Source organism: Aeromonas sp. RU39B, from assembly GCF_900156095.1.
In the GTDB taxonomy this organism is placed as follows: domain Bacteria; phylum Pseudomonadota; class Gammaproteobacteria; order Enterobacterales; family Aeromonadaceae; genus Aeromonas.
This window is the reverse complement of the sequence record NZ_FTMJ01000028.1, coordinates 1-3,159: the sequence shown is the minus strand read 5'-3', so window position 1 is coordinate 3,159 and position 3,159 is coordinate 1. Positions and strand designations below refer to the sequence as shown.

General features: G+C 53.0%; 2 rRNA genes. Both read left to right on the top strand.

The annotated features are described in order from the left end of the window. The first annotated feature begins 31 nt into the window (after positions 1-31). Positions 32-2,921, top strand: a 23S ribosomal RNA gene (locus tag BW958_RS20065). 116 nt (positions 2,922-3,037) lie between these two features. Further along, positions 3,038-3,152 (top strand): 5S ribosomal RNA (gene rrf / locus BW958_RS20060). The last annotated feature ends 7 nt before the right edge of the window (positions 3,153-3,159 follow it).

Below are 3,159 nucleotides of genomic sequence, written 5' to 3'. Positions count from 1 at the left end.
GCGTCGGAAACGACACTTCTTGGGGTTGTATGGTTAAGTGACTAAGCGTACACGGTGGATGCCTTGGCAGTCAGAGGCGATGAAGGACGTACTAACCTGCGAAAAGGGTTGGTGAGCTGGTAAGAAGCGTTATAACCAACCATGTCCGAATGGGGAAACCCACTTAGCATAAGCTAGGTATCGTTGCATGAATACATAGTGCAACGAGGCGAACCGGGAGAACTGAAACATCTAAGTACCCCGAGGAAAAGAAATCAACCGAGATTCCCTTAGTAGCGGCGAGCGAACGGGGATTAGCCCTTAAGCAACGGGCAAGCTAGTGGAACGGTCTGGAAAGGCCGGCGATACAGGGTGATAGCCCCGTACACGAAAGCGAACCCGAGGTGAAATCGAGTAGGGCGGGACACGTGATATCCTGTCTGAACATGGGGGGACCATCCTCCAAGGCTAAATACTCCTGACTGACCGATAGTGAACCAGTACCGTGAGGGAAAGGCGAAAAGAACCCCTGTGAGGGGAGTGAAATAGAACCTGAAACCGTGTACGTACAAGCAGTGGGAGCACCTTCGGGTGTGACTGCGTACCTTTTGTATAATGGGTCAGCGACTTACATTCTGTAGCGAGGTTAACCGTATAGGGGAGCCGTAGGGAAACCGAGTCTTAACTGGGCGAATAGTTGCAGGGTGTAGACCCGAAACCGGGTGATCTAGCCATGGGCAGGTTGAAGGTTGAGTAACATCAACTGGAGGACCGAACCCACTAACGTTGCAAAGTTAGGGGATGACCTGTGGCTGGGGGTGAAAGGCCAATCAAACTCGGAGATAGCTGGTTCTCCCCGAAAGCTATTTAGGTAGCGCCTCGGACGAATACTACTGGGGGTAGAGCACTGTTAAGACTAGGGGGTCATCCCGACTTACCAACTCTTTGCAAACTCCGAATACCAGTAAGTACTATCCGGGAGACACACGGCGGGTGCTAACGTCCGTCGTGAAGAGGGAAACAACCCAGACCGCCGGCTAAGGTCCCAAAGTTCTGGTTAAGTGGGAAACGAGGTGGGAAGGCTCAGACAGCTAGGATGTTGGCTTAGAAGCAGCCATCATTTAAAGAAAGCGTAATAGCTCACTAGTCGAGTCGGCCTGCGCGGAAGATGTAACGGGGCTCAAACCAGGCACCGAAGCCGCGGATTCAATCAATAGATTGAGTGGTAGGGGAGCGTTCTGTAAGTCTGCGAAGGTGTGTCGAGAGGCATGCTGGAGATATCAGAAGTGCGAATGCTGACGTAAGTAACGATAAAGGGGGTGAAAAGCCTCCTCGCCGGAAGACCAAGGGTTCCTGTCCAACGTTAATCGGGGCAGGGTGAGTCGACCCCTAAGGCGAGGCCGAAAGGCGTAGTCGATGGGAAGCTGGTTAATATTCCAGCACTTCTTGTAATTGCGATGGGGGGACGGAGAAGGCTAGGTGGGCCAGGCGACGGTTGTCCTGGTGAAAGGGAGTAGGTGGTACCTTTAGGTAAATCCGGAGGTGCAACGCTGAGACCCGAGACGAACACACTACGGTGTGGAAGCCATTGATGCCCTGCTTCCAGGAAAAGCCTCTAAGCTTCAGATTACAAGAAATCGTACCCCAAACCGACACAGGTGGTCGGGTAGAGAATACCAAGGCGCTTGAGAGAACTCGGGTGAAGGAACTAGGCAAAATAGTACCGTAACTTCGGGAGAAGGTACGCTGTTGTTGGTGAAGTGGCTTGCCCATGGAGCTGATGACAGCCGCAGTGACCAGATGGCTGGGACTGTTTATCAAAAACACAGCACTCTGCAAACACGAAAGTGGACGTATAGGGTGTGACACCTGCCCGGTGCCGGAAGGTTAATTGATGGGGTTAGGGTAACCGAAGCTCTTGATCGAAGCCCCGGTAAACGGCGGCCGTAACTATAACGGTCCTAAGGTAGCGAAATTCCTTGTCGGGTAAGTTCCGACCTGCACGAATGGTGTAACCATGGCCATGCTGTCTCCACCCGAGACTCAGTGAAATCGAAATCGCTGTGAAGATGCAGTGTACCCGCGGCTAGACGGAAAGACCCCGTGAACCTTTACTACAGCTTGGCACTGAACATTGAACCTACATGTGTAGGATAGGTGGGAGGCTTTGAAGCGGTGACGCCAGTTGCCGTGGAGCCGACCTTGAAATACCACCCTTGTATGTTTGATGTTCTAACGTTGGCCCCTGAATCGGGGTTACGGACAGTGCCTGGTGGGTAGTTTGACTGGGGCGGTCTCCTCCCAAAGAGTAACGGAGGAGCACGAAGGTTGGCTAATCCTGGTCGGACATCAGGAGGTTAGTGCAATGGCATAAGCCAGCTTAACTGCGAGACGGACAGGTCGAGCAGGTGCGAAAGCAGGTCATAGTGATCCGGTGGTTCTGAATGGAAGGGCCATCGCTCAACGGATAAAAGGTACTCCGGGGATAACAGGCTGATACCGCCCAAGAGTTCATATCGACGGCGGTGTTTGGCACCTCGATGTCGGCTCATCACATCCTGGGGCTGAAGTTGGTCCCAAGGGTATGGCTGTTCGCCATTTAAAGTGGTACGCGAGCTGGGTTCAGAACGTCGTGAGACAGTTCGGTCCCTATCTGCCGTGGGCGTTGGATGATTGAAGGGAGTTGCTCCTAGTACGAGAGGACCGGAGTGAACGAACCTCTGGTGTTCGGGTTGTCACGCCAGTGGCACTGCCCGGTAGCTAAGTTCGGAATCGATAACCGCTGAAAGCATCTAAGCGGGAAGCGAGCCCTGAGATGAGTCATCCCTGACCCCTTGAGGGTTCTAAAGGGCCGTTGGAGACCACAACGTTGATAGGCGGGGTGTGTAAGTGCAGTGATGCATTGAGCTAACCCGTACTAATTACCCGTGAGGCTTAACCATACAACACCCAAGAAGTGTTCTGGGCCTTGTAGCAAGTGAGAGAACTACGAATTCAGTGCTAGTGACAGAGCCGAAGGCAAGTCATTAGGACATCAGCTTTTCAGATTATGATTTTGCCTGGCGGCCATAGCGCGGTGGAACCACCTGTATCCTTGCCGAACACAGAAGTGAAACGCCGTAGCGCCGATGGTAGTGTGGCAGATGCCATGTGAGAGTAGGACACTGCCAGGCACCCAAT